The organism is Bradyrhizobium sp. SZCCHNRI3052 (genome assembly GCF_032484895.1).
Lineage (GTDB): Bacteria > Pseudomonadota > Alphaproteobacteria > Rhizobiales > Xanthobacteraceae > Bradyrhizobium.
The window spans coordinates 174,532-198,067 of record NZ_JAUETW010000010.1; the positions used below are offsets into that span (position 1 = coordinate 174,532).

Genomic DNA, 23,536 nt, shown 5'->3' on the forward strand with positions numbered 1-23,536 from the left:
GCGATGCGGCGCATGCGCCATATCAAGACTCTGGGGCTGGCGGCGCTCGTCGTCGCCAGCCTGCCCTTCCGCGCAACAGCGGCGACACGAGCGGTCGCGGCCGACATTGCCGACTTGCAGGACGTGCTCGATCGCGCGGCCGAGGGCGATGAGATCGCGCTGGCCGCAGGCACCTATCACGGGCCGCTGCGGATCACCCGTCGCCTGACACTGACCGGCGCGCATGGCGCCGTGATCACCGGCGACGGCCGTGGGAGCGTCATCACCGTCATGGCACCGGGTACCGTCATTCGAGGTTTCGTCATCAAAGGCTCCGGCCGCTCGCTTGAGCAGATGGATTCCGGCATCTTCGTCGACCAGGGCGCGCACGACACGCTGATCGAGAACAACCAGATGGAGGGCAATCTGTTCGGCGTCTATCTGCACGGATCAGCCAACGCCATGGTCCGTCACAACAGCATCATCGGCCTGCGCGCGACGCGCGGCGGCGTCACCGGCAACGGCGTCTCCGTCTGGAACGCGCCGGGCGCCAAGGTGATCGACAACCAATTCCGGTACGGCCGCGATGGCGTGTTCGCCATCACCAGCCGCAACAACGTCTTCAGCGGCAATCGCTTCAGCGACCTGCGCTTCGCGGTCCACTTCATGTACACCAACGACAGCGAAATCTCCGGCAACGTCTCGACCCGCAACATCATCGGCTATGCGATGATGTTCTCCAAGGCGCTCGTCGTGAGGGATAACGTCTCGGATCACGACCGCGACCGCGGCTTGCTGTTCAACGCGGCCAACGGCTCGCAGATCGCCGGCAACAGCGTGATCGGTGGGCTGCAGCCGGCAGAGCGCTGGGCCACCGCGGAGAACCGCGGCACCGACGAAGGCGTGCCGCAGGCCGATGCGAGCACGGCCACGCCGACCGCCGGCGCCCGTCCCGGTCCCGAGAAATGCGTGTTCATCTACAACACCAACAACAACCATATCACTGACAACTGGTTCGAAGGGTGCGAGATCGGCGTTCACTTTACCGCCGGCTCCGAGGGCAACGACATCAGGGGCAATGCCTTCGTCAACAATGCCAGCCAGATCAAGTATGTCGGCACCCGCCATCTCGACTGGTCGAAAGACGGCCGCGGCAATTATTGGAGCGACAACCCGGGCTTCGACCTCAACGGCGACGGCGTTGCCGACACCGCCTACCGGCCGAATGATCTGATCGACCGCGTGCTGTGGACCGCGCCGGCCGCCAAGGTCCTGATCAACAGTCCGGCCGTGCAGGTGATCCGCTGGGCACAGGCGCAGTTCCCGGCGATCCTGCCCGGCGGCGTGGTCGACAGCCATCCGCTGATGTCGCCACCGCCGGCGCGCCGCACTGCCGCTAGGAGCAGCGCCCGATGAGCGCGACCGTCCATATCGCCGACGTGATCAAGCACTACGGCAAGGTCGAAGCCGTCAAGGGCGTGTCGTTCGATCTCGCGGCCGGGGAGATGGTGGCCCTGATCGGCCACAACGGCGCCGGCAAGACCACGCTGATGAAGATGATGCTCGGCCTGATCCGACCGACCAAGGGCGCGATCGCGCTGCTCGGCGAAAACCCGGCCGCGGGCGAGTTCTCCTCGCGGCGTCGGCTCGGCTATCTGCCGGAGAACGTCGCCTTCGATGCCGCGCTCACCGGCCGCGAGACGCAGAGCTTCTACGCCCGCCTCAAGCGCGAGCCTGTGAAGGGCGCGCTGGCGCTGCTCGATGTCGTCGGGCTGGGCGACGCTGCCGGACGCCGCGTCAATACCTACTCGAAGGGCATGCGCCAGCGCCTCGGCTTGGCACAGGCGCTGATCGGCCGGCCACGCGTGCTGCTGCTGGACGAGCCGACCACCGGTCTCGATCCCGAGCTGCGCCAGACGTTCTACGAGGTGATCCAGAAGCTCGCCGCCGAGGGCACGACGGTGCTGCTGTCATCGCATGCGCTGACCGAGCTGGAGGAGCGGGCCGGCCGTGTCATCATCATGAACAAGGGACTCAAGGTCGCCGACGGCACGCTCGACGAGTTGCGCCGCCTCGCGCGACTGCCGACCCGGATCCGGGTAAAGGTCGCTGAGCTGCCGCCATCCGGCCGGCCCTCCTGGCTGCCGGAGGCGACCTCCTATCGTCGGGTCAATGGCCACATCGTCGAGATCGACGCAGCGCAGGACGAGAAGATCGCTCTGCTGCGCCGTGCGACGGCCGACGGCACCGCCGTGCAGGATCTCGAGCTCATCCCGCCCAATCTCGACGAGCTCTACGCGCATTTCCTGCGCCACGCGGAGCGTTCGCAATGAATGCCGTGATCACCATCGCCGCGAAGGAAATCCAGCAGGCGATCCGCAATCGCTGGGTGCTGGCGTCGACCCTGCTGCTGGCGGGGCTCGCGCTGTCGCTGACCTTTCTCGGCAGCGCACCGACCGGCACCGTGGGCGCGCGCGCGCTCGACGTCGTCATCGTCAGCCTGTCGAGCCTGACCATCTTCCTGATCCCGCTGATCGCGCTTCTGATCTCGCACGACGCCATCGTCGGAGACATGGAGCGCGGCACCATGCTGCTGCTGCTCAGCTATCCCGTGGCGCGCTGGCAGGTGCTGCTCGGCAAGTTCCTCGGTCATCTCGCGGTGCTCGCCTTCGCGACCTGCCTCGGCTATGGCGCCGCTGCCGTAGCGCTGCTGATCGCCGGCAGTCACTTCGACAGTGACGGGCTCGCGGCCTTCGCCGCGATGATCGGCTCCTCCGTTCTGCTTGGCGCGGTGTTCGTCGCGATCGGCTATCTCGTCAGTGCAGTGGTGCGCGACCGCGGCACCGCAGCGGGGGTCAGCATCGGCCTGTGGCTCGTGCTCGTCCTGATCTACGACATGGCGCTGCTCGGCCTTCTCGTGATCGATCAGGGCCGCAACGTTTCCGGCGGCGTGCTCAGCGCGCTGCTGCTGCTCAACCCGACCGACGCCTACCGGCTGTTCAACCTGACCGGCTTCGCCAATGTCAGCCTGTTCTCCGGCATGGCCGGGCTCGCCGGCAGCAGCACGCTGTCGGTGCAGGTGTTGCTCACAGCGCTGGTGCTTTGGACGTTGGTGCCGCTCGCCGGCGCCGCGCTGGCCTTCTCCCGGAGGGAGCTATGAAACGCCTCGCTTTCGCCGGCTTGCTCATCGCCGCCTTTGCGCTTGCCGCCTGCAACGACAGGCAGGCGGCCGCGCCGCCGCCGCCGATCAAGCTGACGGCGGAGGCGATCGGGCATTATTGCGGCATGAATCTGCTCGAGCATTCTGGCCCCAAGGGACAGATCTTCGCCGCCAGCCTGATCGAACCGGTCTGGTTCTCCTCCGCGCGTGACGCCATCGCCTTCACGATGCTGCCCGACGAGCCCAAGGACATCCAGGCGATCTACGTCTCCGACATGGGCAAAGCCGCGAGCTGGGACAATCCGGGCGCCGACAATTGGGTCGAGGCGCGCAAGGCGGTGTTCGTGATCGGCAGCCGGGTCAGGAGCGGCATGGGCAGCGACGAGGCGGTGCCGTTCTCGGATCGGACCGCGGCCGAGCGGTTCGCTGCCGAGCACGGCGGCCGCATCGTCGGCTTCACCGAGGTGCCCCGCGACTACGTGCTGAGCTCCGCCGACGACAACGCCGGTCTGGCCGAGCCGGGTTCGAAGCAAACCACGGGAGTCCAGCGATGACACTTTACCTCTCGCGCCGGCGCTTCATCCGCATCAGCGCCGCATTGGCGGGTCTCGCGGTTGCTCCTTCCTGGGCGCAGGCGGCCGACAGCACAAGCGGATCGGTCGAATGGCGCGGCACGCTGCTCGGCGCCGTCGCCACGATCAAGCTTCATCACCGCGACCGGCAGGAAGCCGAACGGCTGATCACGGTGTCGATCGGCGAAGCCCGGCGGCTCGAGCGCCTGTTCAGCCTGTATCTGGAGCAATCGGCGCTGGTGACGCTGAACCGCACCGGTGTGCTGGTGGACCCCGCGCCCGAGCTGGTCGACATCCTCACACGCTCGCAGCGCTACGCCGCGATGACCGACGGCCGCTTCGACCCGACGGTGCAACCGCTGTGGACGCTCTATGCCGATCATTTTTCGCGCCCGCATGCCAATCCCGACGGGCCGCCGCAAGCGGCCGTGCAAGAGGCGCTGGCGCGGGTCGGCCATCAGCGGCTCAGCGTCAGCCGCGATCGCATCGTCATGCCGCGCGGCATGGCGCTCACCCTCAATGGCATCGCGCAGGGCTATGTCACGGACCGGATCGTCGAGCTCCTGCGCAGCGAGGGCGTGCAGCACAGCCTGGTCGACATGGGCGAAGCCCGCGCCATCGGCGCACGGCCGGATGCACGGCCCTGGGAGATCGCAATCGCCGATCCGGACATTCCCGACCGGACCGCTGCACTGCTTCCGATCATCGATCGCGCCGTATCGACATCGGGCGCCTATGGCTTCCGCTTCGATCCGCGAGGCCGCTTCAATCATCTGTTCGATCCGCACGACGGCGGCTGTGCGCAGCGCTATCGCAGCGTGACCACGGTCGCCGGCAATGCAACGGCGGCAGACGCGCTCTCGACCGCCTTCAGCCTGATGTCGGAGCCTGAGATTCGTGCCCTGCTGCCCCGCACCGAGGTCGAACGTGTTCACCTGATCGACGCGACCGGAGCGACAGTCGAGCTTGTCGCTTGAATTCGCGGCCGAATCAGTCGAGAGCGCGGCTAGAGGACGACGGTCGCCGGTCGAAGGCCGCACCGCTTGCTGCTAGGACCTGATGCGCGCCGCGCGGCTGCCTCGTCAAAATCGCGCGGCCATCTCGACGAGCCGCCTGTGCGCCCGCTCACGCGCCACGCCGGTGTGCGCCGCCGGCCCGCTGGTCGGCCCGATCGCCACGAAGTGCAGGTCGCGAAGGCCCATGAAGCGCAGCGCCTCGCGCAAATAGGGCGTCGCGAGGTCAGTACGCCCCCGGCTGATGCCGGTGGTGAAGTCGCCGCCGCTGGCGAGGATCACCAGCGTCGGACGATCCTTCAGAAGCGGCAGGTAGCCACGCGACGGATCGAAGCGAAAGGTGAGGCCCGGCTGATTGATGATGTCGAGCCAGTGCTTGAGTTTGTAGGGAACGCCGAAATTCCACATCGGCGTCGAGATCACGACGCGCTCGGCCAGATCGAGCCGCACCGCCATGCGCTCGGCCACAGCGAACGCCCGGCGCTGGCCGTCGGTGAAGGCGCGGCCGCCCATGCGGGCATATTTCGCCTGCAGGATCTCGCCGTCGAACTCGGGCAGACTCTCGCGCCACAGATTCATCTCGTCGACGTCCCAACCCGGCCGCGCCTGCCTGAAGCGGTCCAGGAAGGCGCGCGCGCCGGCGCTGGATTCCGAATCTGCCCGCGGCGAGGCGACGAGATGCAGCAGCTTTGGCATGCCTCACCCCAGCGCCCTGATCACCGCGTCGGCCGTGGTCACGACAGCAACATTCTGCATGGCGAAGTTGATCGACGCATTGTGCCAGTCCGCGTTCATGGTCGAGCAGCAATCCTCCGGCACCACGATGAAATAGCCCTTGTCGGCCCCGGTGCGCGCGGTGTGCTCCACCGACATGTTCGTCCAGGCGCCGGTATTGATGAGGACGTCGCGCCCGGTGGCCTTGAGAATCGTCTCGAGCCGCGTGCCTTCCCACGCGCTCATGCGCATCTTCTCGACCACGAAGTCGCCGCTGCGCGGCTCCAGGCCGGCGACAGGCGCCGCGCCCCAGCTGCCGCGCACCATCGCCTTGCTGTCGACCAGCCCCTCGAACAGCGGTGCGTTCAAGGTCACGCCGGGCGCGCCCGGCTCGACCACGAACCAGACATGAATGATGACGACGCCGCGCGCACGCGCGACCTCGGCGAGCCGCCGGACATTGTCGACCACGCGCTGCTGCTTGGCATGACCGGGCGCGCCGGAATCCGCGAAGGCGCCACCGTCCATGATGACGTCGTTCTGCAGATCCTGGATGATCATCGCGCAGCGGCGCGGATCGAGCTGCATGTCACCAGATGCCAGCTGCGGCGCCGATGGCGCGGACGTCGCGCTGGACATCGCCAGACCTGCCGTTGACGCCCCTCGACTTCGCGCGCTCATATACGGCTCGTGGCGCGGACCGACCTTGGTCGCGATCGCATAGACCGAATGGGTCGCGGTGAGATAGAGCGTGCGAAACTCGGGACCGCCCCAGGCGAGATTGGCGACGAGCTCCGGCACGCGCACCTTGCCGAGCAGTTCGCCCGTAGGCGCATAGACCCAGACGCCACCGGGTGCGGTGACCCAGACATTGCCGCGCTGGTCGCATTTCATGCCGTCGGGCACGCCTGGCTCGAGCTCGGAGCGGATGCCGCTGGCAAAGACGCGCCCGTTCGCCAGCGCACCATCGCCGCCGACGTCGAACACGCGGATCACCGCCTGCACCGTATCGTTGACGTAAAGCAGCTTCTCGTCCGGGGAAAAGCACAGCCCGTTGGGCTGGTCGAACAGATGGCGGTCAACCAGCAGCCGCGGCGGACCGCCGCCCGGCGGCACCCGGTACACGCCCTGGAAGCCGAGCTGGCGCGGCCGCTCCACGCCGTAGACCGGCATGCGGCCATACCACGGGTCGGAGAAGTAGATCGTCCCGCTGGAATGGACGCACACGTCGTTGGGGCTGTTCAGCTCCTGGTTCTCGAAATGCGATGCCAGGATCTCGCGGCGGCCGTCGGGACGCTCGCGCACCAGCGACGACGTCGCGTGTTCGCAGACGATCAGATTGAGCTCGGCATCATAGGTCATGCCGTTGCACTTGTTCGACGGCCGCCGCATCTCCACCACGCCGCGCTTCGCGTCCCAGCGGCGGCGGACATCAGCCGGCATGTCGGAGAACAGCAGGAACTGCTCGACGGGATGCCAGATCGGCCCCTCGGTGAACTCGAAGCCGGTCGCGACCTGCGCCACCGGCGCATACGGATCGATCAGAGTTTCGAACTCACTGCGCAACGTCACGTGGGTCATGGGGGCACCTTGTGCTGCTCACGCCGGAAACCAGTGCCGCTGCGGCAGCGACTGCACCAGCGGCCCCGGCACTTGGTCGTGCAGCCGTCCCACCACCACACCGCCTTCGATCTTGGCGGGACGATCGTGCACCGGCAGCAGATAGCGCGAACTTGACAGCAGCTTCTTGATCGCTGCCTTCTCGGCGCGTTTTGTCGTGCCGTGATTGCCGGTGGTGCGCGGCTCGCCATCCTGGATCTCGTTGAACGGCGTCACGATCTGGTCGTTGAAGTCGTAGATGACGTCGCCGCAGATGGTAGCGATGCCATCGGCAGTGTGGACGTGGATGTTCATCGAGCCTTCGGTATGGGCATTCGCAGCGTCGCAATAGACGCCCGGCATCAGCTCGACCGGGCCGGTGAGCTCGAGGTCGAGGAAACGCAGCGCACTCTTGGTGTGCAGCCGGTCGATCAGATGCTTGATGTCGGGCGCCGGATATTGCGGATGCATCAGCCCGGAAACCGAGTATTCGAGCTCGCGGCGGTTGAGCACGACCGTCGTGTTCATCGGGAACAGATCGTCCTTCCCGGCGTGATCGATGTGCAGATGGGTGTGGCAGACGTAGCGGACATCGCCCATGCGCACGCCGTGCCGCGCCAATTGGTTCTCGATCATGTTCTCATGGTACTGCAGCCCGCGCATGCCCAGCGTCTCCATGATCTGGTTGGAGCGGTAGCCGGTATCGACCACGACCGGATACGGCCCGCCCAGGATCAGGAAGCCGAGCGTCAGCACCCGGCGGGTGCGGCCGCAATCACGGCCGAGCACAAGGAAGCTCGATTCCAATTCGATATCACCATAGTCGAGAACCTTGATTTCCAGCGCCATGAGCGTTCCCTGTTGCTTTTGTTGTCGTTGCAGGCGGTATCATCCCAGCCGATAGACGCGCTGCGCCGTCCCTCCCATGACCTGCGCGCGCGCATGCTCGTCGAGGTCCCGGATGGCAGCCTCATAGGCCCCCACCAGTACGCGGTAGTCGGTCCAGAGCTTCTCGATCGGAAAGTTCGAGCCGAACAGGCAGCGCTCGGGGCCGAACATTCCGACCGTCTCCCGCACCACGTCGGCGACATGCGCCGGATCGTTGCGGCGAATGAAGGTGCCGAGGCCCGAGAGCTTGCTGACGACATTGCTGCAGCTCGCCAGCCGCTGCATGCCGGCTCGCCATCGATCGCGACCGCGCGTGGACAGATCCTCCAGCATGCCGGCATGCTGGAGGATGAAGGTCACGGACGGACAGCTCTCGGCGAGCGCTGCGGCGCCCGCCATCTGCGGCCCGAAGACCTGCAGGTCGAAGGACCAGCCGTAGTCGGCGAGCCGCGCGATGTTGGCGCGGATATGGGTATCTCTGCAAAGGTCTGGGGACGAAGCGAAACGATAGAGCGGGTTCTCATGCCAGTGCAGCTGCATCCGGACCCCGCGCAGCAGGGGATAGCGCGCCAGCCGGTTGAACTGCGGCCGCGCATCTTCGACGCTCAGATCGGCATAGGCGACGATCCCGTGCGGAAAGCCGTGCTGCTCAGAAGTTCGCTGCACCCAGGCGGCTTCGTCCTCGAAGCCGTCCTTGGCCCAGTTGGTCTGGACGTAGACCGATTGCGTGACGCCGCTGCCGGCGATGTCGTCGAGATACTCCTCGATCGTGTAGTCGCGCCTGATCGGCTCATAGGGGCCGAAAATCCGCGGCTGCATCGGCCCGACCAGCCAGGGCAGATCGGCCTGACGCCAGATGTGGTGATGCGCATCGACATAACCGGTCATGCCGCCCTCCTCTGTGCCAGCGACAGAACATGCGCGACGATGGTCTCGTCCGACCCGCCGGCTGCGATGTCGTCGACGAATGGCGCGATCGCCTGCAACGCCTCGGTCTGCGGCTTGAAGCCGGGCCCCGTCGCGAGCGGCGTCAGCCAGCTCAGGCGCCAGGCGCGCAGCGACAGCCTCCACACGGCGTCACGGAGCACATGATGGTCACCACGCTCGAGCCCATCCGAGATGACCAGCACGACGGCGCCCCGCGCGTAGGTCGAGAACCGCGGCACCGCGAGGAAGGCCTGCAGCGCCTCGCCGATGCGCGTGCCACCGTCCCAGTCGCTGACGAGATGCGAGGCAGCGAGCAGCGCCTGTTCGCGCCGCTTCAGCCGCAAGGGCCGCGTCACGCGTGTCAGCCGTGTGCCAAGCGTGAACACCTCGGCCTGGGGTACGGCCTGCACCAGCACGTGGGCGAGCCGCATGTTATCCTCGGTCCGCGCCTTCATCGAGCCGGAGACGTCGATCAGCAGCAGCAATCGTCGCAATCGAGGTCGCCGCTTCAGCCGCCGCAGCGACAGCACCTCACCGTCGCGCCTTATGCTCTCGCGCAGGGTCCGGCGCAGGTCCACGAAGCTGCCGCGCCGCGCGCGCATGCGCCGGTGGCCACGCCGTTTCGGCAGTTTTGCACGCGCCTGACGCGCGAGGCGCTGCAGGGCATGGCCGCCCGTCGTCGCAGCCAAGCGGCGGGCGACCAGCGCTTCAACGCGCGTCGCAGCCAGACCTGACTCGTTCTGCTCCTCGGCGAGATCGGGACCGACAGCGCCGTCCCCTTCCTCCTGGAGACGCACGACATCGTCCTGCCTGTCGCTCTCGCTGAAGGCCGTTGCCTCGGCGACACCAAAATGGACGTCGAACAGCAGATTGTAGGTCGCGAGCCGCTCCGGAGGCGGCGCGAGGGTCGCCGTCCCGGCACGACGGATATCCTCGATGCTGACAGGCCCCAGCAGTTCGATCGCAGCGAGGAAGGCGGTGGTCTGCTCCGGCGCAATTGCGAAGCCGTTTCGCCGCAACAGCGCAGCGAATGTCACGAAGATCTCGGTCGCCTGCGGCAGGCGGGGCTCGCTCATGTCATCGCCTCCGCGAGCAGCGCGTCGAGCCGCGGCGCGATGAAGGACAGATCCTCCTCATCCTTCAGCGCGACGCCAATCGCGCGCTTGAACGCATCGGGCCAGCGCGCGCCGGTCTGGTTGAGCAGCGTCGCCGCCTCCGCCCAATCGACCGCCTCGGCAATCCCGGGCGCCTTGCTCAGCGGCTCGCGCCGCAGCTTCGCCACTGCAGCCACCACGGCCCGCGCGGTCGCTTCGGCAACACTGGAGGCCCGCATCATCACGATGCGCGCCTCGCGCTCCGCATCGGGATAGTCGATCCAATGATAGACACAGCGTCGGCGCAGCGCTTCGTGCAGGTCACGGGTCCGATTCGAGGTCAGCACCACGATCGGCCGCTCCGCGGCGCGCACCGTGCCGCGCTCGGGGATCGATATCTGGAAATCGGAGAGAAATTCGAGCAGGAACGCCTCGAACTCCTGGTCGGCCCGATCGATCTCGTCGATCAGCAGCACGGTCGCATCGGGCGCGCGCAGGCAGGCCAGCATCGGCCGCTCGATCAGAAAGCTCTCGCCATAGATGTCGATGCTCTCCTCGCCGGCTTGGCGGATCGCGAGCATCTGGCGCGGATAGTTCCACTCGTAGAGCGCCGCAGCAGCGTCGATACCTTCGTAGCATTGCAGGCGGATCAGCTTGCGGCCGAGCACCGCGGCGATTGCCTTCGCCGCCTCGGTTTTTCCGACGCCGGGCGCGCCTTCCAAGAGCAATGGCTTGCCCAGCGCGAGCGCGAGATAGGCCGCGGTGGAGAGCCCGTCATCGGCGAGATAGTACGCCGCGCGCAGTGCCTTTTCCAGCGCCTGCGGCGAGTCGATGCCGACGATGTTGCTGCGGACCACCATGCTGCGTCACCGCCGCGTCTGCGGCCGGGCGCCGCCCTGGGCCTTGATCGCGCGCAGCACTTTCTCTGGCGTGATCGGCAGTTCGTCGAGGCGCACGCCGACGGCGTTGAAAATCGCATTCGCGATGGCAGGAAGCACAGGATTGGCGCACATCTCGCCAGGGCCCTTGCCGCCGAACGGTCCGTCGGGCGCCGGCCGCTCCAGCACGGCGATGTCGTGCGGACAGATGTCGCCAGGTCCCGGCATCAGGTATTCCACGAAGTCGCGCGGTCCTTGCTTCGGGTCCGGGTAGTACGGCTCCGTCGTCTCGTAGAGCGCGTGGCTCATGCCCATCCAGGCGCCGCCGACCAGCTGCTGCTCGACGAGGCGGGGATTGAGCGCGCGTCCCAGCTCATAGGCGCTGTCCATCCTGACCACGCCGACCTCGCCGGTCTCGTCATCGACCTCGACCTCGGCGACGAGACAGGCATGCGCGTAGCAGGTCGCCGGGGACATTTCGCCAGTCTCGGGATCCACCTCCGACAGCGGCACCAGGAAGATGCCACGGCCGGAGATGGTCTTGCCCTGGCGGAACTGCGCGGCGATGGCGACGTCCTTCACCGAGATCGAGCGATGCGGCGCGCCCTTGACGTGGATGTTGCCGCGACCATCCGTTTCGAGATCGCTGGCGTTGACCTCGAGCTCCTCGGCCGCGGCCTCCATCATGACGCCACGCGCCTCCTTGGCCGCCGCCATCACGGCATTGCCGACGCGATGGGTGCCGCGCGAAGCGAACGAGCCCATGCAATGCGGGCCGGTGTCGGAATCGGCGGTGTCGACATAGACGTCCTCGACCGGCACGCCGAGCGTCTCGGCACAGATCTGCCGCGTCACCGACTTCATGCCCTGCCCGAGATCGATCGACGACAGCGCCACCGTGAACTTGCCGCTGGGGTTGGAATGCACCAGCGCCTGGCTCGGATCGCCGCCGAGATTCATGCCGATGGGATAGTTGATCGCCGCCATGCCGCGGCCGCGGTGCCTCGTCATGTCAGCGCCTCCTCGTGCCGAACACCGACGAGAACCGCGTCGCGCCGTGCCCCGGCGAAGGCGCCGGGCTCGTTGGCGGAGGTGGTGGCGGCTCGGGTTGTGGCGGCGCCGAGAGACCACGATCGTAGCTGGTGCGTTGCTGCGCCGGCGCAGGCCGCGCGCTCACCGGCTCTCGTGGCGTGGAGGGAACAGCCGCCCGCGCCCCGCCGCCATCCTTGCGCGAGGACATGCGCCGGAACTCCTCGCGGATCGGCCATTTGGCCTTCTCGGCCGCGACCTGGACGCATTCGATCAGCGCGGTGTTCTTGGCCTCGCGGCGATGCGCCTTCATGTCGCCGTCGCGATAGGCGTTGAGGATACGAAACTCCATCGGGTCCATGCCGATCAGATGCGCGAGCTTGTCCATCTGGCATTCGAGCGCGAAGTCCATGCCGGTGATGCCGAAGCCGCGCATCGCGGTGGCCGGCGTGCGGTTGGTGAAGATGCAGTAGATGTCGCCATGGACGTTCGGGATCGTGTAGGGCCCCGGCAGGTGCGCGGCGCATTTGACCACCGCGTAGCTCGACAGCCGCGTATAAGCGCCAGAGTCGAAATAGCCGCGGATCTGGCGCGCCACGATGCGGCCGTCACGCATGACTCCGTCCTTGATGTAGATGCGCTCGGCACCGCGGGGCGGCCCGAACTGCATCTCCTCCTCTCGTCCGAGCACGTAGCGCACCGGGCGCCCCGTCAACATCGCAGCGAGAATGGCGAGCGGCTCGGTCAGCGTGTCGACCTTGCCGCCGAAGCCGCCGCCGACCGTGCCGCCGATGAAGTGGAATGTGTTCGACGGCAGATCGAGGATCTTGGCGCAGGTGTCGAGCGAGAAGAACAGCGCCTGGGTCGAGGTATAGACCACGTAGCGGCCGTTGGTGTCGGGCGCGGCGATCGAGCCGTTGGTTTCGACCGGCGCGTGCTCGATCGGCGACATCTGGTAGCGCTGTTCCAAGACATGATCGGCGCCGGCAAAGCCGCGCTCGACGTCGCCAAAGCGCAACTTCTGGTGGTCGTAGCGGTCGTGATAGGTGAACGTATTCTTCGGATAGGTCTCGTTGACGGTGGGCGCGCCCGGCTTCAGCGCCTCCTCGACGTCGAACACCGCCGGCAAGATCTCATAGTCGACGCGTACCCTGGCCGCCGCCTCGGCCGCCGCGCGCGGCGTCTCGGCGACGACGGCGACGATCGGCTCGCCGCGGTAGCGTACCTTGTCGACGGCAAGCGTCGGCTCATCGTCCTTGCCAAAATTGATCAGGCTGAGCAGCGTGTTGAGATTGCGCGGCACGTCGCTGCCGCGGATGATCCGCCGCACGCCCTCGCTCCGTTCGGCCTCGCTGGTCTCGATGCGGCGCAGCCGGGCATGCGGCTGCGTCGACCTCACGACCTTCAGATGCAGCATGCCCTGCAGCTTGTGATCGTTGAAATAGGTCGAGGTCCCCGTGACATGGCCGAGCATGTCCTGGCGTTGGGTGCCCTTGCCGACCTCGTTGAGATTGTCGTCGCGCTCGTCGGCGAAGATGTCCTTGCGCAGTTCCAGCATGGCGATCTCTCCTCACGCACTCGCGCGCAGCGACGCGGCCGCCGCCAGCACCGCATTGATGATCGGCTCGTAGCCGGTACACCGGCAGATGTTGCCCGAAATCGCCTCTACCACCTGCTCGCGGCTTGGCTGCGGGATCTTGTCGAGCAGCGCCTTCGCCGCCATCAGCATGCCCGGCGTGCAATAGCCGCATTGCGCGGCAAAACCCTCGGCGAAGGCGCGCTGCAGCGGATGCAAATTCGGACCGCTCTTGATGCCGTCGAGCGTCTCGACCGCGCGGCCCTCGACGGCTTCGGCGAGCGTCAGACAAGACAGGTGCGCGTCGCCATCGATGAGGACCGTGCACGCGCCGCAGCCGCCCTGGCCGCAACCGAATTTCGGCGTGAGGTCGCCGATCATCTCGCGCAGCACGACCAGCAGATTGGTGCCGCCGTCGACGAACAGCGCGACATCGCGACCATTGTGCCGGAACTGAAGTGGGGTCTTGGCCATGCTCTAGCTCTCCTGTCCCGACAACAGCCGCCGCAGATGGACGCCGACCACTTCGCGGCGATACCACGCGCTGGCCAGCGAATTGTCGGTGGGTGCCGTTCCCTCGGCCGCCGCAGCAGCGGCGGCACTGATCGCGCCGGCGTCGAACGGCCGCCCTTCGAGCGCGCGCTCGGCCGCCTTGGCGCGGATGGCGGTCGGGGCCATCGATCCCAGCGCGATCCGCGCGCCGGTCACGCGGCCGCCACTCTGTGGAAGATGCGCCGCAAGCGTGATCACCGATCCGCCCTTCGGCTTGATCCGGGCGATCTTGCGATAGCGGAACGCATCCGCCGACGCAGGACGGATGCACGACACGCCGACCACCAGCGCACCGGCCTGGCGGTCGCGCGATTGCAGGAACTCCTCGATCGGCATGTCCCTGACGCCGAAGCTGCCCTGCAGCGAGACGATGCCGTCGAGCGCCAGCAGCGCCACCGTGAAGTCGCCGAACGGCGCCGGAGCGAACAGATTGCCACCGACGGTCCCCATGTTGCGCACCGCCGGGCCGCCGATCGAGCGCGCCGCCGGATGCAGGAAGGCGAGATCGCGCTCGGCCAGCACGCGGGCGAAGGTGACGCCGGCGCCGATCCTGATGCGCGCGCCTGCCGCATCGATGCCCTGCAAGGTCCGGTCGGTGGCGCGGATGACCGTCGCAATCGAGACGTCGCCCTCATTGAGATCGCGCATGACCAGCGTGCCGCCGCCCAGGTAGCGCGCCGCGCGGTCCGACGACAGCGCAGACGCAGCTTCGCTCGCGGCCTGAAACGTCTTCACCGTGACTGGCATCGATTCACCTCGTCCTCATGCCGCCTGCTTCAGATGCGATCGGATCGCCTCAAAGCCGGCCTGGTAGATGTCTTCTGCCACCATGCGCGACAGCGCCTCGGCCAGCTCGGGCCGCGTCGTGAAGCGGCTCTCCCAGTGCCAGAAGGTGCGATCACCATCGGTGACCGGCAGCAGCCGGACATGGGCGACGTAGTTGAACAGCTGGACCGGCGTATCGAGCAGACAGTAGCTGAAGCTCTGCTCGAGATCGGACAGCGCCAGCAACTGCTCGCGCAGCTCGGAGCCGTCCTTCAGACGAAAGCGCCTGACACAACCGATCTTGTCGGACGTCTGCGAACGCTCGATCGCAGAGGTCGCCACCGCCGGGTGCCAGCGATCATGACCGTTGAAGTCGCGCAGCACCTCCCACACGGCCTCGGTCGGCGCATCGATGATGGTGCTCTTGACCACGTGCGGCACGGCGTCAGCCCCCAAACGCGCGCTTGAGCGCATCGAAGCCGCCCTGGAACACGCCGCCGCCGATCGAAGCCACCAGATCAGCCTCGCGCTCCGGCGCGCAGTCGAACTCGGCGGTCCACTCCAGAAACGTCTTGTCGCCGTCCGTGACCGGTGTCAGCCTGAGGGTCGCGACGTAGTTCGATACGCCCATCGGCGATTCCAGGATCGAGTAGGTGCAGAACATGTCGTAGTCCGACAGGCCGAGCAGCTTCTCGCGAATGCGGTCGCCGTTGCGAAGCCGGAAATCCCTGACGCAGCCGATCTTGTCGGCGGGCTCGCCGCCCTCGATCCGGCTTTCGGCGATCGCCGGATGCCAGTTCGGCAGGCCGTTGAAGTCGCGGACGCGCGCCCACACCCGATCGTTGCGGGCACTCACGACGGTGGAGACGTAAACCCTCGCCATCTCGCATCAACCCTTCTTGCGCGGACCGCGATCGGTCGGCGGCTCGGACGGGCTGCCCTCGCCCGATCCGGCGCCGCCGCCTGTCTCCTTGCGCGCCGAGGTTTCTTTCCGGATTCCCTGCATGTCCCTGGCCTCGCGGATCAGGCCCGGCATCTTGGCAAGGCTGCCGCCCTCGACGCCGATATCGGAGAGAATGGAGTCGATCAGCGGCGCCTGGACGCGGTAGCGCAGCGCGGAGTCGATCACCTCGTCGGTCGCGCTGCGGCCGCCATTGCCGTTGCCGCCATTTCCGTTCAAGCCGTCGACCTGCAGGATGCGGATGCCCTCGATCTTCTCCATCGGCTTGACGCTCTCGCGCACGATGCCCTCGATGCGGTCGAGCAGCTTGCGCCGGAACAGCGAGTAGCGTGCCTGGTCGGTCAGGACGTTCTCGGCCTCGTTGAGCAGCTTCTGCGCCTCCGCTTCGACCGCGGCACGAACCCGCTCGGCCTCTGCGGCGATCCGCGTCTCCTCGGCCTGCTTCTCGGCCAGCAGCACCTCGACCGTCTTACGGCGGCGGGCAATCTCGCTCTCGCGCGCCGTGACGACTTTCTCCGCCGCTTCCGTTGCACGCGAGCGCGCCTCTTCGGCCGCGACCTTGGCCGCGGATTCCTCCAGCGATTTTTGATACAGCGCGATGGCCTTCTCCATCAGCGCAGTCTCGACGTCCTTCTCGCGGTTCACTTCGAGCTTACGCAGCTCGCGCTCGCGGCCGATGCGGGCCTCGTCGAGACCACGATCCGAGGCGATGCGGGCGCGTTCGACCTCCTCACGGGCCGCGATCTCGGCCTCCTGCAGCGACTGGACGCGCGCGACCTCGAGCTGCTCGATCGCCCGGCGACGCTCCAACCGGACGGCCTCCAGCGCCTGCTCGCGCGAGACATCGGCGGTCTCGACCTGCCTGCGCGCGACGATCTCGGCTTCCTTGACCTGACGATCCGCATCGATGCGCTCGGCTCGCTTGGCGGCGAGCTCGATGACGCGGGTTTCGTCGGCGAGCTCGATCGCCTTCTTGTGGTCGATGTTGAGCACCTCGCGCGTCCGCGACGAAGCAATGCGCTCGGCCTCCAGCGCCAGCTCGACCTCGATGCGGCGCCGCTCGACCGCCTCCCGACGCTTCAGATCGGCGGCCTCGACGGCCTCCGTGCGCTCGATCTCCAGGCTACGCGTCTCCTTCTCCGACTGGATCCGCTTGGCTGCTACAGCCAGCTCCTGGGCGATGCGGGCCGCTTCGATCGCCTCGCGCGAGGCGATATCGGCCTCCTCGATGGTCCTGACGCGCGCGATCTCCAGTGCACGCACGCGTTCCTCCTGGGCGATGCGGCTGGCCTCGGTGGCCTCGCGCGCGGCGATGCCGGCGATCTCGATGCCCTGGTTGCGCTCAATCTCCAGCCTGCGCGTGGCGTGCTCGGCGGCGATCCGTTCCGCCGACAATGCCTGCTCGCGCGCGATCCGGGCGGCCTCGACCGCTTTCTGCGCCTCGATCTCAGCCTCCTGGATGTTGCGCACTTGGGCAATCTCGGTGGCGCGGGTGCGCTCGTCGGAGCTGATGCGCTCCAGATTGACGATCATGGTCTGCGCGATGCGCGCCTTCTCTGTCGCCTCGCGCGCGGCGATCTCCGCCTGCTCGATCGCGCGGGTGCGTTCGATCTCGCGGCGGCGTGTCTCCTCGTCATTGGCGATGCGCGCATCGGAGACGACGCGGTCCTGCTGAATCCTGGCCTTCTCCACCGCCTCGCGCGCGGCGATCTCGGCTTCCTCGATGGTGCGGGTCCGCTCGATATCGCGTTGGCGCACCTCGCGCTCAGATTCGATGCGCGCGGCGTCGATCGCGCGCTGGTTGGCGATCCGCGCCTTCTCGATGTCCTCGCGCGCCAGCAGCTCCCTCTCTTCGACGGCACGCGTCCGCTCGATCTCGCGCTGCCGCGTGTCGCGCTCGGCAGCGATTCGGGCCTCGGCAATCGTCAGTTCGTTCGCGATCCGCGCCTTCTCGATCGCCTCGCGCGCCATGATCTGTGCCTGCTCGGCCTCGGTCTCGCGCAGCGCCCGCTCGCGCGCCACCTCCGTCCGCTGCAGGGCGCGGCGCATCTCGATGTCGCGCTCCTGCTCCAGCCGCGCCGTCTCGCTCTCGCGCTCGATATCGAGCGCCTCGCGCTCGGCTTCGAGGTTGCGGGTCCGAATCTTGATCATCGAGTCCTGCTCGATATCGTTGCGCAGCTTGCGCTTGCTCTCGATGTCCTCCATCAGCCGCGTCAGGCCCTCGGCATCGAACCGGTTCGAGGGGTTGAAAAATTCGAGATCTGTCTGGTCCAAATCGGTGATCGCCACCGATTCCAGCTCCAGGCCGTTCTGGGCCAGCGCCTCGGCCGCGGCCGCCTTGAGACGGGACACGTAGTCACCGCGCTGCTCGTGCATCTGCTCCATGGTCATTTCAGCGGCAACCGAGCGCATGGCCGAGATGAACTTGCCGGACAGCAGCGCATGCAGCCGCTCCGGCTCGAGGGTGCGACGGCCGAGCGTCGCCGCCGCGATCGACACCGCCTCGCGCGTCGGCTGGACACGAACGTAGAAGTCGGCCTCGACGTCGACCCGCATGCGGTCGCGCGTGATGACGGCGTCCTGCCGCGCGCGCGTGATACCCATCGGCAGCACGTTCATGTTCACCGGCGTATAGTCGTGAATGAAGGGCAGCACGAAGGCGCCGCCATTGATCACGACGCGCTCCCCGAGGAAGCCCGTGCGGACGAAGGACACCTCCTTCGAGGAGCGGTGATACAGCCAGTTGACGATGTAGACCGCGACCACGATGACGATGATCGCAATGATCAGCCAAAGAATCAGCTCACCGATCAGAGCCCCGGACATCTCATTTCTCCCTCAGTCTCTCGTCCGGCGAATGCGGCGCCTCAGCGCCGCTGCTGCCGGATCTCGTGTTGTCGCCTCAGACGCGGCGTGGCCGCGCGCTGATTGCCTTGAAATGTCGTACCTGCTCCGTCAGTGCGCGCTCCACCGGCAGCCGCTCCATCGAGGAGGCGCCGTAGAAGCCATGGCAGTTCTTGGTGTGCTTCATGATGAAGTCGGCGTCGGACGGCTCCGCGATCGGGCCGCCATGCGCCAGAACTAGAATCTCGGGGTTGACACTGAGCGCGGCCGAGGCCCAGCTGTCGATCAGGCCGGGACAGTCTTCGAGCTTGGGCGCGGTCTGCGCGCCGATCGAGCCGCCGGTTGTCAGACCGAGATGGCAGACGATGATGTCCGCACCCGCGATCGCCATGCCCGCGGCCTGGGCTTCATTGAAGACGTAAGGCGTCGTCAGCAGGTCCTTGTCATGCGCGCGCCCGATCATGTCGATCTCCAGCGCGTAGGAAATGCCCGTCTCCTCGAGATTGGCGCGGAAAGTGCCGTCGATCAGGCCGACGGTCGGGAAGTTCTGCACACCGGAGAAGCCGAGCGCCTTCAGCTCATCGAGGAACACATCCATGTCGCGGAACGGGTCGGTGCCGTTGACGCCCGCGAGCACCGGGGTCGACTTCACCACCGGCAGCACCTCGCTGGCCATCTCGACCACGATGGCATTGGCGTCGCCATAGGCCATCAGTCCGGCGAGCGAGCCGCGGCCGGCCATGCGATAACGGCCGGAATTGTAGATCACGATCAGGTCGATGCCGCCGGCCTCCTCGCATTTGGCCGACAGGCCGGTGCCGGCGCCGCCGCCGATGATCGGCACGCCACGGCGCACCATGTCGCGAAACTTCTTCAGCAGCGGTGCGCGCTCATATCTCGGCATGACCATCACCTCGCCTGTCTGCGCCGCGCCGGCAGCCGCCCAAGCATCGGCCGGATGGCGCCGACGACCACTGCTGCGAACTCATTGTCGTTGATGTGATGCGGCACGCGGATCAGGCGCCGGCTCGAGGTCTGCCGTACGGTCTGCTCGAGACTGCGGAACAGCGCCTCATCCGCCTCGCGATCGAAGAACGGCTGCCCGGGCGCATCGAGCGCGGAGACGCCCTTTTCCGGCAGGAGAAACCGGACCGATCCATCCATGCGATTGAGCCGCTCGCCGATCCAGCGCCCCATCTGCGCGTTCTCCGCGGCCGTCGTCCGCATCAGCGTGACCTGCGGATTGTGCACGTGGAATTTGCGGCCGCGGTAGCGCTCGGGAATGGTCTCGGGCGCGCCGAAATTCACCATGTCGAGCGCGCCGACCGAGCCGACATAGGGCACGCGGCTGCGGATGATCGCGCCGAAGCGATCCTCGGTTGCCGGAAACACACCGCCCATCAGCAGGTCGCAGACCTCGGTCGTGGTGAGATCGATCACGCCGGCGAGCATGCCGGAATCGACCAGCTTCTCCATCGAGCGGCCGCCGACGCCGGTGGCGTGGAAGACGAGGCACTCGTAGTCGTCGCGCAGCTCGGCCGTGAGCTTCTGCACCGCCGGCGTGGTCACGCCGAACATGGTGATGCCGATCGCGGGACGTTGCGGTCGGGTGCTGTCAGCGATAGCGGGCTTCCGCTGGCGGGCCATCACCATGCCGGCAAGCGCATGCGCGCCATTGCTCAGCACCGCGCGCGAAATCGAATTGAGTCCTTGGACGTCGGTGACCGAGTACATCATCGCGATGTCGGCCGGCCCGACATAGGCGCCGACGTCGCCGGATGCGACAGAGGAGATGATCAGCTTGGGCACGCCGACGGGGAGCTCGCGCATGCCCGGCGCGACCAGCGACGTTCCGCCGGAGCCGCCCGCCGAGATGATACCTGCGACATTGTCCTGCCGGCGCAGCCAGCGCCCGAACGCCTCCGCCATCGCGGTGACGGATGCGCCGCGGTCGGCACCGAACACGGCGGGACCGCCGCGCGGATGATTGAGCGCGATCTCCTGGGCCGAGACGTCGCAGCTCGTATGGCGTCCGCTGGTGGAGAGGTCGACCAGCCGGGTGCGCAGCCCGTGGCTCGCGACGAGATCGCGGATGAAGCGCAGTTCGTCACCCTTGGTGTCGAGCGTGCCGGCGACGATCACCGCGGGCGGACCTGACGTGATCGGCGCGGCGCGCTCGCGGCCCTGGCGCGCGGCCTCGTCAAGTCGGCTGACGCTGGTGGAGAGCGTGCGCGCCTTGGCCTCGATCTGCGCGATCGGCACCGGCTGCGACCAGCGCGTCGGCAGCACGGGATTAGAGACGTAAACCTTGACGGGCGCAGCTTTCGGCGTCGTTGACACCGCCGCACGTGCGGCGGGCCTCTCCTGAACTTCGCCCGTCCCGAGATCGGTCTCGTCGCCGGCATGCTGGCCGACACCGAGCAGGCGCTGCTGCAGTTCGCGGTCGGCGGCGAGCCGGGCCGAGTCGATGATACGGTTGATGCGGCCATTGACCATGATCGCGACGCGGGACGAGATCGCGGTCGCAACGCCGATGTTCTGCTCGATCACGAGCACCGCCATGTCGCCGTCCTGGCTGAGCCGGATCAGCATCTCCTCGACCTGGGCGACGATGACCGGCGCCAAGCCCTCTGTCGGCTCATCCATGATCAGGAGCTGCGGATTGGTCAGCAGCGCGCGCGAGATCGCCAGCATCTGCTGCTCGCCGCCCGACAACTGGCCGCCGCCATTGTTGCGGCGCTCGGCGAGCCGCGGAAATGTTTCGTAGACGCGCTCGACGGTCCAGGCGCCGCGGCGCAGGCCGGCGGCGAGTCGCAGATGCTCGTCGACGCTGAGCGAGCGCCACAGACGCCGCCCCTGCGGCACATAGCCGACGCCGAGCCGCGCGATGCGCGCCGGATTGAGCCCGGTGATATCATTGCCGCGCAGACGCACCGTGCCGGCGGACGGCCGCAGCAGGCCCATGATGGCCTTGCACAGCGTCGTCTTGCCCATGCCGTTGCGGCCGACCAGCGAGAAGACGCCGCTGTCGAGCCGGAGATCGACGCCCTGCAGCGCATGCGAATGGCCGTAGTACACGTCGAGGCCGCGGACCTCGAGCGCAGGCGCGGAGCGGCGGACGTCATTCATGGCCGCCTCCGAGATAGAGCTCCTGCACCTCCGGATCGGATTCGATCTCCTGCGGTGCGCCTTCCTTGAAGATGCGGCCGTTGTGCATCATCGTCACGCTCTCGACGACGCGCAGCGCCACGTCCATGTCGTGCTCGATGATGATGTAACCGATGTGCGGCGGCAGCGACGTCAGGATCTCGACCAGCTCGCGCCGCTCGGTCGGCGACAGACCCGCCGCCGGCTCGTCGAACAGGATGAATCGGGGCGCGCCGGCCAGCGCCAGCGCGATCTCGAGCTGCCGCTGCTGGCCATGGGCGAGCTCCGAAACCAGTTGATCACGCACGGACGTCAGATGCACGGCCTCGATCAGGCGCTCGGCCGCCTGCATCAGGGCGTCATTGGCGCTGGGACGCAGCATCGAGAAGCGCGCTCGCGAGACGCCACGGCATGCCAGATAGACATTGTCGCGCACCGACAGGCCGAGGAACAGCGCCGAGATCTGGTAGGTGCGGCGCAGCCCGCGGCGGATCCGCTCGTAGGGCGGAAAGGCGGTGATGTCCTCGCCGAAGAAGCGGATCGTGCCTGAGGTCGGCAGGAAGTCGCCGGTCACGCAGTTGAACAGGGTGGTCTTGCCGGCGCCGTTCGAGCCGAGCACCGCGCGCCGCTCGCCGGGCCGCACCGTGATCGTGATGTCGGTCAGCGCGGCGAGCGCACCGAACATCCGCGTGACACCGCGCAATTCGAGGGCTGCAGTCGAGCCGAGCGCCGAGAGCCGGTCAGCGACCCTATCCATGGCCGTGACCTCCGGGGCGCGACCGCGGCTCCGAAGCCTCGCTGCGACGGCGCCACCGCTCATAGAGGCCGATGACTCCGTCGGAGGACCAGAACACGATAGCGAGAAAGCCGAGCCCGATCAGCAGCCGGAACCGGTTGCCGTCGAGCCCGACCTTCACCAGGAAGTCGAGCGCGAAAGTGCGCAGGATGACGAAGATGAAGGCGCCGATATAGGGCCCAACCGGCCGGGTGATGCCGCCGACGACGGCGACGATGAGAATGTCGATGCAGCGCTCGACCGCGACAGATCCGGGCGAGATCTGCCGATAGTTCCAGACCTGGAGCACACCGCCCATGCCGGCGATCAGGGCCGCGAACGCATAGGCGGCGATGCGATGTGCATTGACGTTGAAGCCGAGCGCGGCCATGCGCCTGGGATTGTCGCGCACGCCCTGCAGCGCCAGGCCGAACGGCGCGCGCGACAGATAGAGCACAGCGAAATAGCACAGTGCGGCCACCGCCAGCGTCAGGTAATAGAACGCGACGTCCATGCGCCAATCGACGCCGAGAAAATGTGGCGTGGCGATCGTGTTGATGCCGGTGTGGCCGTTGAATATCGCCCAGTTCTGATTGGTGAAATAATAGAACGCCGCGCCGATCGCGAGCGTGATCATGATGGTGTAGATGCCCTCGGTGCGTACCGCCAGCGCGCCGCCCAGCGTGCCGAACAGCACCGCGAGCACCAGGGCCATCGGCGGCGCCAACCACCACGGCCATCCGAGGCTGATATTGGCGTTGCCGCTGACGCCGAACACGGCGACCATGTAGCCGGCAAAGCCCGCGATCGTCAGCTGCATCAGGCTGACCATGCCGCCATAGCCGGCGAGGAACATCAGGCTCAACGCGATGGTTCCGAGGATCAGGGTCGTGCCGAAGATCTCGATCAGGAAGAAGCCGTTGGCGATCAGCGGCATGATCAGCAGCAGCGCGGAGACCGCCCAGGCCCAGGGCTGCTCGGTGGCCGACCATGCGGCCGGCTGCCGTGCGGCGCCGCCTGCCAGCATGCTCTCCCGCGCACGTGCCTCCTGGATCAGCGACAT

Annotated in this window: 22 protein-coding genes; 5 read left to right on the forward strand and 17 right to left on the reverse strand. The window is 67.2% G+C overall.

The annotated features are described in order from the left end of the window. The first annotated feature begins 3 nt into the window (after positions 1 to 3). From QW887_RS25115 to QW887_RS25135, 5 genes are read left to right on the forward strand one after another with little or no spacing between them, the layout of a single operon-like run. Positions 4 to 1,395 carry a nitrous oxide reductase family maturation protein NosD gene (locus QW887_RS25115; RefSeq protein ID WP_315717459.1) on the forward strand — a complete coding sequence of 464 codons (1,392 nt, stop codon included), beginning with the start codon at positions 4 to 6 and terminating at the stop codon, positions 1,393 to 1,395. After that, on the forward strand, positions 1,392 to 2,312 hold the full coding sequence (locus QW887_RS25120) for an ABC transporter ATP-binding protein (protein WP_315717456.1): 921 nt from the start codon (positions 1,392 to 1,394) through the stop codon (positions 2,310 to 2,312). The genes QW887_RS25115 and QW887_RS25120 overlap by 4 nt, the downstream gene beginning before the upstream one ends. Beyond that, positions 2,309 to 3,139 carry an ABC transporter permease gene (locus QW887_RS25125; protein ID WP_315717455.1) on the forward strand — a complete coding sequence of 277 codons (831 nt, stop codon included), beginning with the start codon at positions 2,309 to 2,311 and terminating at the stop codon, positions 3,137 to 3,139. Before QW887_RS25120 ends, QW887_RS25125 begins: the two co-directional genes overlap by 4 nt. Next, complete coding sequence (locus QW887_RS25130) at positions 3,136 to 3,693, forward strand: nitrous oxide reductase accessory protein NosL (protein WP_315717454.1); 558 nt, start codon at positions 3,136 to 3,138, stop codon at positions 3,691 to 3,693. The genes QW887_RS25125 and QW887_RS25130 overlap by 4 nt, the downstream gene beginning before the upstream one ends. Beyond that, positions 3,690 to 4,688 (forward strand): FAD:protein FMN transferase, encoded by a 999-nt coding sequence (locus tag QW887_RS25135; protein ID WP_315717453.1) that lies wholly within the window; start codon positions 3,690 to 3,692, stop codon positions 4,686 to 4,688. The genes QW887_RS25130 and QW887_RS25135 overlap by 4 nt, the downstream gene beginning before the upstream one ends. Positions 4,689 to 4,793: 105 nt before the next feature. On the opposite strand, the gene QW887_RS25140 is transcribed toward QW887_RS25135, so the two are convergent. The 17 genes from QW887_RS25140 to QW887_RS25220 all read right to left on the reverse strand — a co-directional run bounded on the left by QW887_RS25140 (position 4,794) and on the right by QW887_RS25220 (position 23,536). Next, entirely contained in the window at positions 4,794 to 5,420 is a 627-nt protein-coding gene (locus tag QW887_RS25140; protein ID WP_315717452.1) for an NAD(P)H-dependent oxidoreductase, read from the reverse strand. Between the two features lie 3 nt (positions 5,421 to 5,423). After that, the gene (locus QW887_RS25145; RefSeq protein ID WP_315717451.1) at positions 5,424 to 7,019 is read right to left on the reverse strand and encodes an isochorismatase family protein; all 1,596 of its coding nucleotides are present in this window, start codon (positions 7,017 to 7,019) and stop codon (positions 5,424 to 5,426) included. Between the two features lie 18 nt (positions 7,020 to 7,037). Continuing rightward, entirely contained in the window at positions 7,038 to 7,886 is an 849-nt protein-coding gene (locus QW887_RS25150) for an MBL fold metallo-hydrolase (RefSeq protein ID WP_315717450.1), read from the reverse strand. A 39-nt stretch (positions 7,887 to 7,925) separates the two neighbouring features. Further along, the gene (locus QW887_RS25155; protein WP_315717449.1) at positions 7,926 to 8,813 is read right to left on the reverse strand and encodes an amidohydrolase family protein; all 888 of its coding nucleotides are present in this window, start codon (positions 8,811 to 8,813) and stop codon (positions 7,926 to 7,928) included. Continuing rightward, on the reverse strand, positions 8,810 to 9,928 hold the full coding sequence (locus QW887_RS25160) for a VWA domain-containing protein (RefSeq protein WP_315717448.1): 1,119 nt from the start codon (positions 9,926 to 9,928) through the stop codon (positions 8,810 to 8,812). Before QW887_RS25160 ends, QW887_RS25155 begins: the two co-directional genes overlap by 4 nt. Beyond that, a complete protein-coding gene (locus tag QW887_RS25165) occupies positions 9,925 to 10,806 on the reverse strand; it encodes a MoxR family ATPase (RefSeq protein WP_315717447.1) in 882 nt (293 codons plus the stop codon). The genes QW887_RS25160 and QW887_RS25165 overlap by 4 nt, the downstream gene beginning before the upstream one ends. Positions 10,807 to 10,812: 6 nt before the next feature. Further along, positions 10,813 to 11,835 (reverse strand): xanthine dehydrogenase family protein molybdopterin-binding subunit, encoded by a 1,023-nt coding sequence (locus QW887_RS25170; RefSeq protein WP_315717446.1) that lies wholly within the window; start codon positions 11,833 to 11,835, stop codon positions 10,813 to 10,815. 1 nt (position 11,836) lies between these two features. Beyond that, complete coding sequence (locus QW887_RS25175) at positions 11,837 to 13,411, reverse strand: xanthine dehydrogenase family protein molybdopterin-binding subunit (protein WP_315717445.1); 1,575 nt, start codon at positions 13,409 to 13,411, stop codon at positions 11,837 to 11,839. A 12-nt stretch (positions 13,412 to 13,423) separates the two neighbouring features. Beyond that, positions 13,424 to 13,903: a (2Fe-2S)-binding protein gene (locus QW887_RS25180; RefSeq protein ID WP_315717444.1), complete on the reverse strand. Its 480-nt coding sequence runs from the start codon at positions 13,901 to 13,903 to the stop codon at positions 13,424 to 13,426. Positions 13,904 to 13,906: 3 nt separating this feature from the next. Continuing rightward, positions 13,907 to 14,728 (reverse strand): FAD binding domain-containing protein, encoded by an 822-nt coding sequence (locus QW887_RS25185; protein WP_315717443.1) that lies wholly within the window; start codon positions 14,726 to 14,728, stop codon positions 13,907 to 13,909. A 15-nt stretch (positions 14,729 to 14,743) separates the two neighbouring features. After that, positions 14,744 to 15,187 (reverse strand): SRPBCC family protein, encoded by a 444-nt coding sequence (locus QW887_RS25190; protein ID WP_315717442.1) that lies wholly within the window; start codon positions 15,185 to 15,187, stop codon positions 14,744 to 14,746. Positions 15,188 to 15,191: 4 nt separating this feature from the next. After that, positions 15,192 to 15,629 (reverse strand): SRPBCC family protein, encoded by a 438-nt coding sequence (locus QW887_RS25195; RefSeq protein WP_315717441.1) that lies wholly within the window; start codon positions 15,627 to 15,629, stop codon positions 15,192 to 15,194. A 6-nt stretch (positions 15,630 to 15,635) separates the two neighbouring features. Further along, entirely contained in the window at positions 15,636 to 18,533 is a 2,898-nt protein-coding gene (locus tag QW887_RS25200) for a flotillin family protein (protein WP_315717440.1), read from the reverse strand. 76 nt (positions 18,534 to 18,609) lie between these two features. Next, the gene (locus tag QW887_RS25205; protein WP_315717439.1) at positions 18,610 to 19,455 is read right to left on the reverse strand and encodes a phosphoenolpyruvate hydrolase family protein; all 846 of its coding nucleotides are present in this window, start codon (positions 19,453 to 19,455) and stop codon (positions 18,610 to 18,612) included. Between the two features lie 5 nt (positions 19,456 to 19,460). Then, positions 19,461 to 21,680 (reverse strand): ABC transporter permease, encoded by a 2,220-nt coding sequence (locus QW887_RS25210; protein ID WP_315717438.1) that lies wholly within the window; start codon positions 21,678 to 21,680, stop codon positions 19,461 to 19,463. Further along, positions 21,673 to 22,455, reverse strand: coding sequence for an ABC transporter ATP-binding protein (locus tag QW887_RS25215; protein ID WP_315717437.1), 783 nt, complete (start codon positions 22,453 to 22,455; stop codon positions 21,673 to 21,675). The genes QW887_RS25210 and QW887_RS25215 overlap by 8 nt, the downstream gene beginning before the upstream one ends. Then, the gene (locus tag QW887_RS25220; protein WP_315717436.1) at positions 22,448 to 23,536 is read right to left on the reverse strand and encodes a branched-chain amino acid ABC transporter permease; all 1,089 of its coding nucleotides are present in this window, start codon (positions 23,534 to 23,536) and stop codon (positions 22,448 to 22,450) included. Before QW887_RS25220 ends, QW887_RS25215 begins: the two co-directional genes overlap by 8 nt.

Bases quoted from the DNA above. Each gene is read 5' to 3' on its own strand.
- QW887_RS25205 (WP_315717439.1), bottom strand. From the start codon at position 19,455: ATGCCGAGATATGAGCGCGCACCGCTGCTGAAGAAGTTTCGCGACATG.
- QW887_RS25145 (WP_315717451.1), bottom strand. From the start codon at position 7,019: ATGACCCACGTGACGTTGCGCAGTGAGTTCGAAACTCTGATCGATCCG.
- QW887_RS25170 (WP_315717446.1), bottom strand. From the start codon at position 11,835: ATGACGAGGCACCGCGGCCGCGGCATGGCGGCGATCAACTATCCCATC.
- QW887_RS25185 (WP_315717443.1), bottom strand. From the start codon at position 14,728: ATGCCAGTCACGGTGAAGACGTTTCAGGCCGCGAGCGAAGCTGCGTCT.
- QW887_RS25160 (WP_315717448.1), bottom strand. From the start codon at position 9,928: ATGAGCGAGCCCCGCCTGCCGCAGGCGACCGAGATCTTCGTGACATTC.
- QW887_RS25140 (WP_315717452.1), bottom strand. From the start codon at position 5,420: ATGCCAAAGCTGCTGCATCTCGTCGCCTCGCCGCGGGCAGATTCGGAA.
- QW887_RS25150 (WP_315717450.1), bottom strand. From the start codon at position 7,886: ATGGCGCTGGAAATCAAGGTTCTCGACTATGGTGATATCGAATTGGAA.
- QW887_RS25130 (WP_315717454.1), top strand. From the start codon at position 3,136: ATGAAACGCCTCGCTTTCGCCGGCTTGCTCATCGCCGCCTTTGCGCTT.
- QW887_RS25200 (WP_315717440.1), bottom strand. From the start codon at position 18,533: ATGTCCGGGGCTCTGATCGGTGAGCTGATTCTTTGGCTGATCATTGCG.
- QW887_RS25215 (WP_315717437.1), bottom strand. From the start codon at position 22,455: ATGGATAGGGTCGCTGACCGGCTCTCGGCGCTCGGCTCGACTGCAGCC.
- QW887_RS25115 (WP_315717459.1), top strand. From the start codon at position 4: ATGCGGCGCATGCGCCATATCAAGACTCTGGGGCTGGCGGCGCTCGTC.
- QW887_RS25210 (WP_315717438.1), bottom strand. From the start codon at position 21,680: ATGAATGACGTCCGCCGCTCCGCGCCTGCGCTCGAGGTCCGCGGCCTC.
- QW887_RS25135 (WP_315717453.1), top strand. From the start codon at position 3,690: ATGACACTTTACCTCTCGCGCCGGCGCTTCATCCGCATCAGCGCCGCA.
- QW887_RS25120 (WP_315717456.1), top strand. From the start codon at position 1,392: ATGAGCGCGACCGTCCATATCGCCGACGTGATCAAGCACTACGGCAAG.
- QW887_RS25125 (WP_315717455.1), top strand. From the start codon at position 2,309: ATGAATGCCGTGATCACCATCGCCGCGAAGGAAATCCAGCAGGCGATC.
- QW887_RS25155 (WP_315717449.1), bottom strand. From the start codon at position 8,813: ATGACCGGTTATGTCGATGCGCATCACCACATCTGGCGTCAGGCCGAT.
- QW887_RS25175 (WP_315717445.1), bottom strand. From the start codon at position 13,411: ATGCTGGAACTGCGCAAGGACATCTTCGCCGACGAGCGCGACGACAAT.
- QW887_RS25180 (WP_315717444.1), bottom strand. From the start codon at position 13,903: ATGGCCAAGACCCCACTTCAGTTCCGGCACAATGGTCGCGATGTCGCG.
- QW887_RS25220 (WP_315717436.1), bottom strand. From the start codon at position 23,536: ATGTCGCTGATCCAGGAGGCACGTGCGCGGGAGAGCATGCTGGCAGGC.
- QW887_RS25195 (WP_315717441.1), bottom strand. From the start codon at position 15,629: ATGGCGAGGGTTTACGTCTCCACCGTCGTGAGTGCCCGCAACGATCGG.
- QW887_RS25165 (WP_315717447.1), bottom strand. From the start codon at position 10,806: ATGGTGGTCCGCAGCAACATCGTCGGCATCGACTCGCCGCAGGCGCTG.